Genomic DNA, 5,880 nt, shown 5'->3' with positions numbered 1-5,880 from the left:
CACCCGCCCCCACACCCCGCACACCCGGACGTGCACCGACCGTCCGGCCACGCCGCAACTCGACCTGTTCGCCCTGCCGACGCTCGCCGAGGGGAGCGCAGCATGACCGCCGCCCGTTCCGGCGTCCTCGCCGCCGAGGTGGCCGCCGCCGCGCTGGCGTGCGCGGCGCGCGGCTGGCACGTGTTCCCGCTCCGCCCGCGCGACAAGCGACCCCTTGCCCGGTTCACCGACTGGGAGACGCACGCCACCACCGACCCGGCCCGGATCCGCGCGTTCTGGGAGCGCGGCCCGGCGTTCAACGCCGCGGTCGCGTGCGGCCCCTCCGGGCTGGTGGTGGTCGACCTCGACACGCCCAAGCCCGGCGAGCGCCCGCCCGCCGCGTGGGACATGCCGGGCGTCAACGAGGGCGCCGACGTGCTCGCCGTCCTCGCCGAGCGGCACGGCGAGGCGTTCCCGCTGGACACCTTCACCGTGACTACCCGCCGCGGCGGGATGCACCTGTACTTCACGCCCCCGCCCGGCGCCCTGCTGCGCAACACCTCCGGACGGCACGCCACCGGCCTGGGATGGCTTATCGACACCCGCGCGAACGGTGGCTACGTGGTCGCCCCTGGCAGCTTCGTGGACCTGCCGGACGGGACCGGCCCCTACCGCATCGTCAACGACGCGCCGCCCGCCGAGCTACCGGCATGGCTGGCCCGACTGCTCACCTCCGCCCCGCGCCCGCCTTCCGTCTTGAGTGCCGACTCGGTTGCCGGAACGGTGGCGAACCTGCCCGCCTACGTCCAAGCGGCACTCAAGGGAGAAGCGGCGCGCGTCGCCGACGCGGTGACCGGTGGCCGCAACCACGCCTTGAACAAAGCCGCCTACAACCTCGGACGCCTGACCGGCGCCGGCGCCCTCGACCCCGACACCGCCGCGAGCGTGCTGTTCGAAGCCGCCGCCGTCCACTTCGGCCCCACCCGCGCCCACGTCACCCCCGCCGAAGCACGCGCCACCATCCGATCCGCACTCGCCGCCGGCGCCCGCCACCCGCGCACCATCACCAGGGGGAACCCCGCATGACCACACCCACCGAGCAACCCGCCGACCTCGGCGACCGGCCGCCGACCAACGGCGCCGCCCTGCTGGACGGACTACGGGCAGCGCTCACCCGCTACGTGATCCTGCCGACCCCACAGGCCGCCGACGCCGTCACGCTGTGGATCGCCGCCACACACGCGCAACCCGCATGGCCGCACGCGCCCCGCCTCGTCATCCGGGCGCCGGAAAAGCGGTGCGGGAAGTCCCGGCTGCTGGACGTGGTCGAGGCCACGTGCCACGCCCCGTTCATCACCGTCAACAGCAGTCCGGCCGCGGTCTACCGGTCCATCACCGACGACCCGCCCACCCTGCTCGTTGACGAAGCCGACACCATCTTCGGACCCAAAGCCGAAGGCAACGAGGACTTGCGCGGGCTGCTCAACGCCGGACACCAGCGCAACCGCCCCGCCAAGCGCTACGACGCCAACGCCAACCGCGTGGAATCCATCCCCACCTTCGCCATGGCCGCGCTCGCCGGCATCGGCGCCATGCCCGACACCATCGAAGACCGCGCCGTCGTCATCCGGATGCGGCGCCGCGGTCCTGGCGAAACGGTCGCCCCGTTCCGGCACCGCCGCGACCGCCCGCCACTCCGCCAGCTGGCCGCCGACCTCGCCGCGTGGCTACGCGCCGACCTCGCCACCCTGGAGGCGGCCGAACCGCCCATGCCCGTCGAAGACCGCGCCGCCGACACCTGGGAACCCCTGGTGGCCGTCGCCGACTACGCCGGCGCCCACTGGCCCGACCGCGCCCGCGCCGCCGTCCTCGCCCTCACCGCCGACGCCGACGACAACGACCAGATGTCCACCCGGCTCCGGTTGCTCACCGACTGCCGCACCGCGTTCGGCACCGACAACGCTCTACCCACCGCCGTCCTACTCGACCGCCTCAAGGCCGACCCGGAAGCACCCTGGGGCGACTACGGTCCGTCCGGGCTGACCGCGATGAAACTCGGCGTCCTGCTTCGCGAATACGAGATCCGATCCAGCACCATCCGATTCCCTACCGGGCAGGCCAAGGGCTATCAGCGCGTCGACTTCCTCGACGCGTGGGGACGCTACTGCCCCGCCGGCGACACCCTCGACCGACCCGCCGTCCAAGCGACCGTCCTGCCCCTGCCCAGCGGTACGCGTACCACTCGTACCAGCCTTAACGCCGCAGGTCAGCCCCTATGAGGCTTGCACGCCCGGTACGGCTCAAGCCGTACCAACGCCCACCGCCGCGGTACGCCCCAAGCCGTACCACCCGTCAAGCCGTACCGGCCCTGACCAGCAAAAACAAGGCTGGTACGGCTGTTACCGCCACCCCTCGACCCGTCGCCACACCGGCCCGGCGCACAAGCCACCAAGCCCGCCGCCGGACCACCCTGCCAAACCGCTCACCGAAAGCCGAAGGACGGACCGCGAGATGGCTACGAGGCAGCCCGCTCCGGCTGAGGTTTACGCCCTCAAACCCCTATACAAGATTTCCGAACTGCCGAGCATCCTCCCGTTCAGCCGAAGCCGAATCTACGAATTGGTTCGGGCGGGGCGCATCAGGACCGTAATCGAGCACAGCGTTCGCCTGGTGCCCGCCAGCGCGATTATCGAATACATCGAGCTACTGGAAAGCGAGGCCGAGACCGCGTGAGCCCTAAGAAGCGACGCTCTCCCGGTGAAGGTGGGCTTAGCTGGGACGCTGCCCGTGAAAGGTGGGTAGCGTCCAAGGTCGTCGGCTATCGACCCGACGGCCGCCGGATCATCGTCCGCGGTAGAGGCAAGACACAGACGGAAGCGCTCAACAAGCTCAAGCAGAGCTTGAAGCGACGGGAAGAGAAGCAGGCGCCGAAGGCAACCGCGGACGTCACGATTGCCGAAGCGGTCGCCGGATTCCTGCGGTACGGGCTCATGGGGAGGGATGAAGCGACCGTCACGAACGCTCGCAGCCTCGCCGAACACCACGTCATCCCGCAATTGGGGCACCTGACCGTGCGGGAACTGACCGCCGACGACTGCGAACGCTGGTTGGAAGACCGCGCCGAGGTACTCGCCACAAAGTCACTCCGCGAGGTCCGTTCGGTGCTCAAGCGCTCCATTGATCGAGTGATGCGGCGTGACGAGCGCGTGACTCGAAACGTCGTCATGCTCTGCCAGGTACCGGCGGGAAAGCGCACCGGACGGCCGTCCAAGGCGCTCAACTTCGCCCAAGCGATGCAAGTCCTCGCGGCGGCCGAACGTGCACGGTCGGACATGCGGCAGTACGTCATTCTGGCTCTGCTGACCGGCGCGCGAACGGAGGAACTCCGGAAGCTGACGTGGTCACATGTCGTCGCCTACGACAAGAGCCGCGGTCAATGGCGTCCCGTACATGAAGCCGGGTGGGATCACGAGGAGTTCGCCGTCTACGTATGGCGCTCCGTGCGAGCGACCGGCGACACCAAGACCAAGAAGTCCCGTCGTACGCTCAAACTCCCTCGGCGGTGCGTGGTGGCCTTGCGGGACCTCTGGGCGAGTCACTCGGAGCCGCCCGCTTCGGTGTCGTTGCTCTTCCCCGGTGAGGCCGGCGCCGTCCGGGGTGCGATGGCCGTGCTTCGGGCGTTCCGTCGTGAGGTACTCGCACCGGCAGGGCTGGAACCGAGTGACTGGACGCCCCGCGAGCTACGGCACAGCTTCGTGTCGCTGCTGTCGGACAACGGGATGCCGCTGGACCAGATCGCCCTGTTGGTCGGACACAGCGGGACGCAGGTCACGGAGAAGATCTACCGGCAGCAGATCCGGCCCGTGATCCAGGACGGTGCACAGGCCATGGACCTGATCTTCCCGGACCCCGCCTAGACCCGGCTGGTACTCGCTTCGGTACTCGCTACAGCAGTCAGGCCCGTTCCCAGTGCTGGGAACGGGCCTGACCTGCATGTCTGGGGCGTTGTCTCTGCTCCCGCGATTGGACTCGAACCAATAACCTGCCGGTTAACAGCCGGCTGCTCTGCCGATTGAGCTACGCGGGATCGTGTGTGCGGCAGGGGCGTTGGCCCCTGTCGGCGGGTCCTAGGTTAGCGCATGTGGGGGGTTGTTCGCGCACGGTTAGGGGTGGGGGCGTCGCTGGCGGGTATGGAGGGTGTCACGATTCCGCCGTCAGTGGGAGTTGGACATGAAGACGCGCATGATGTTCATGGCAGGCGCCGCGATCGGTTACGTCCTGGGGACGAAGGCCGGGCGTGAGCGGTACGAGCAGATCAAGCGGCTGTCGCAGCAGGTTTCGGAGAACCCGAACGTGCAGGAGGCCGCGGGGATGCTGCGGTCGAAGGGCGAGGAGTTCGCCGGTGCGGCGAGAGGCAAGGCGAACGATCTGAAGGATCGGGTGCCGGAGCAGGTGCCGGGGCGTAAGGCCGGCAAGGAGCAGCCGGAGGTGTATCCCGGCTAGAGGCCGGTCTGGCGGCGCAGTTCCTCCAGGGCCTGTTCGGCCTGGGCTCGCAGGCCCGGGTCGGATGGGTCCAGCCCTGCGTCGAAGACGAAGGTCCAGCGCACGTCGCCGCCGGTGGCGGGGCGGCGGGCGGCGATGCGCACTTTGCCGCCGGGGAGTTGGACCTGGTGGCTGACGGCGACGGTGGCGGTGACGCGTTCGCGGACGGTTTCGGGGACGGAGCCGGGTTCGGTGAGCCGGACGTGGTGTTCGGGGCCGGCGGAGGTTTCGTGGACGTGGAGCCAGCCGTCCTTCCAGGTGGCGTGGTCGACGCGTTCCCAGGGGATGCGGGTGAAGCCGCCGGAGGGGGTTGGGACGTGCAGGGCCGTTGTGGTGGCGATGACGTGGGAGCCGCCTCGGGTGGGGGCCGACGCGAGGACGCGTTCGCCGCGTTCGAGGGTGAGGGCGGCGCGGACGGCGGCGGGCAGGGAGCCCCTGAGCAGGCGCATGTACTCAAGGTAGGCGATCAGGCGGCCTGGGGGGCGCGGCGGGCCCCGAGGAGGTCGAGGACGAGGGCGGCGGACCAGGCGTAGTCGTGGCTGCCGCGGCCGGTGCCGTCGAAGGGGTCGAAGAACTCGCGGAAGCCGGACTGGCGGACGAGCCGCATGGTGGCGCCGTAGAGGAGGTCGGCGACGACGGGGAGGCCGTGGCCGAGGGCGCCGTACCAGACGAGCCAGTTGGTGCTGATCCAGGTGGGGCCGCGCCAGTAGCCGGCGCGGTCGAAGGCGGGGGCCTGGATGTCGCAGGTGGGGACGGGGTAGCCGGCGGCGCCGGCGAAGCGGGCGGACAGGAGGAGGTCGACGAGGTTGCGGACGATGGGGGCGGGCAGTTCGGGGTCGAGGAGGGGGCCGAAGGAGCCGACGGTGATGACGGGCAGGAGCCGGTCGTCGCGCAGGTCGCGGGCGCGGAAGCAGCCGGTCTCGGGGTCCCAGAGGCGGTCGAGGACGGCGCGGTGGACGCGGGCGGCGCGTTCGCGGTGGGGGGCCGGGTCGGCGCCGATGATCTCGGCGATGTCGGCGAGGGCGTGGGTGGAGGCGAGGTAGACGGCGTTGACGAGGGGGTCCTCGACGGCGAACGGGTGGGCTTCGCGGAGGTAGCCGGGCTGGTAGCCGGCTTCGCGCATGAGGGCGACGAGGCGGACGTAGCGGTCGTAGTCCTCGCCGGTGGGGAGGGTGTGGGGCCGCTGGGCGGGCGCGTAGGTCGCCGCGGCGGGGGAGGTGTACGTCAGCAGGGGCCTCACGACCGTCTCGGTGCCCCAGAACGTGTGCCCGTCATAGCCGGGACCCGTCAGCCCCTTGGCCGGGATCATGCGGCGCTCCGCGCGCGCGCCCGCCTGCAGGACGTGGAACAGCCCGAACC

5 protein-coding genes, 1 tRNA gene and 1 pseudogene are annotated in these 5,880 nt (G+C 70.6%); 4 read left to right on the top strand and 3 right to left on the bottom strand.

The window, feature by feature from the left end; genetic code table 11:
- Positions 1-102: 102 nt before the first annotated feature.
- From HUX53_RS39400 to HUX53_RS42865, 3 genes are all read left to right on the top strand, one after another.
- The gene (locus tag HUX53_RS39400; RefSeq protein ID WP_176408359.1) at positions 103-1,065 is read left to right on the top strand and encodes a bifunctional DNA primase/polymerase; all 963 of its coding nucleotides are present in this window, start codon (positions 103-105) and stop codon (positions 1,063-1,065) included.
- A complete protein-coding gene (locus HUX53_RS39395; protein ID WP_176408358.1) occupies positions 1,062-2,258 on the top strand; it encodes a DUF3631 domain-containing protein in 1,197 nt (398 codons plus the stop codon). Before HUX53_RS39400 ends, HUX53_RS39395 begins: the two co-directional genes overlap by 4 nt.
- 450 nt (positions 2,259-2,708) lie before the next feature.
- Positions 2,709-3,896 (top strand): site-specific integrase, encoded by a 1,188-nt coding sequence (locus HUX53_RS42865; protein WP_176408357.1) that lies wholly within the window; start codon positions 2,709-2,711, stop codon positions 3,894-3,896.
- Positions 3,897-3,993: 97 nt separating this feature from the next.
- Here the strand turns inward: HUX53_RS42865 and HUX53_RS39385 are convergent.
- Positions 3,994-4,066: transfer RNA gene (locus HUX53_RS39385), tRNA-Asn, on the bottom strand.
- Positions 4,067-4,209: 143 nt separating this feature from the next.
- Here HUX53_RS39385 and HUX53_RS39380 point away from each other — a divergent pair.
- Complete coding sequence (locus HUX53_RS39380; RefSeq protein WP_176408356.1) at positions 4,210-4,482, top strand: YtxH domain-containing protein; 273 nt, start codon at positions 4,210-4,212, stop codon at positions 4,480-4,482.
- Here the strand turns inward: HUX53_RS39380 and HUX53_RS39375 are convergent.
- Entirely contained in the window at positions 4,479-4,970 is a 492-nt protein-coding gene (locus HUX53_RS39375) for a hypothetical protein (protein ID WP_176408355.1), read from the bottom strand. The genes HUX53_RS39380 and HUX53_RS39375 overlap by 4 nt on opposite strands.
- Before the next feature lie 17 nt (positions 4,971-4,987).
- A pseudogene (locus HUX53_RS39370) lies at positions 4,988-5,880 on the bottom strand (hypothetical protein); the annotation flags it as partial.

Source organism: Actinomadura sp. BRA 177 (assembly GCF_013372625.1).
Taxonomy (GTDB): Bacteria; Actinomycetota; Actinomycetes; order Streptosporangiales; family Streptosporangiaceae; genus Spirillospora.
This window is presented reverse-complemented; position numbering and strand designations above follow the sequence as displayed.

Bases quoted from the DNA above. Each gene is read 5' to 3' on its own strand.
- HUX53_RS39400 (WP_176408359.1), top strand. From the start codon at position 103: ATGACCGCCGCCCGTTCCGGCGTCCTCGCCGCCGAGGTGGCCGCCGCC.
- HUX53_RS39375 (WP_176408355.1), bottom strand. From the start codon at position 4,970: ATGCGCCTGCTCAGGGGCTCCCTGCCCGCCGCCGTCCGCGCCGCCCTC.
- HUX53_RS39395 (WP_176408358.1), top strand. From the start codon at position 1,062: ATGACCACACCCACCGAGCAACCCGCCGACCTCGGCGACCGGCCGCCG.
- HUX53_RS39380 (WP_176408356.1), top strand. From the start codon at position 4,210: ATGAAGACGCGCATGATGTTCATGGCAGGCGCCGCGATCGGTTACGTC.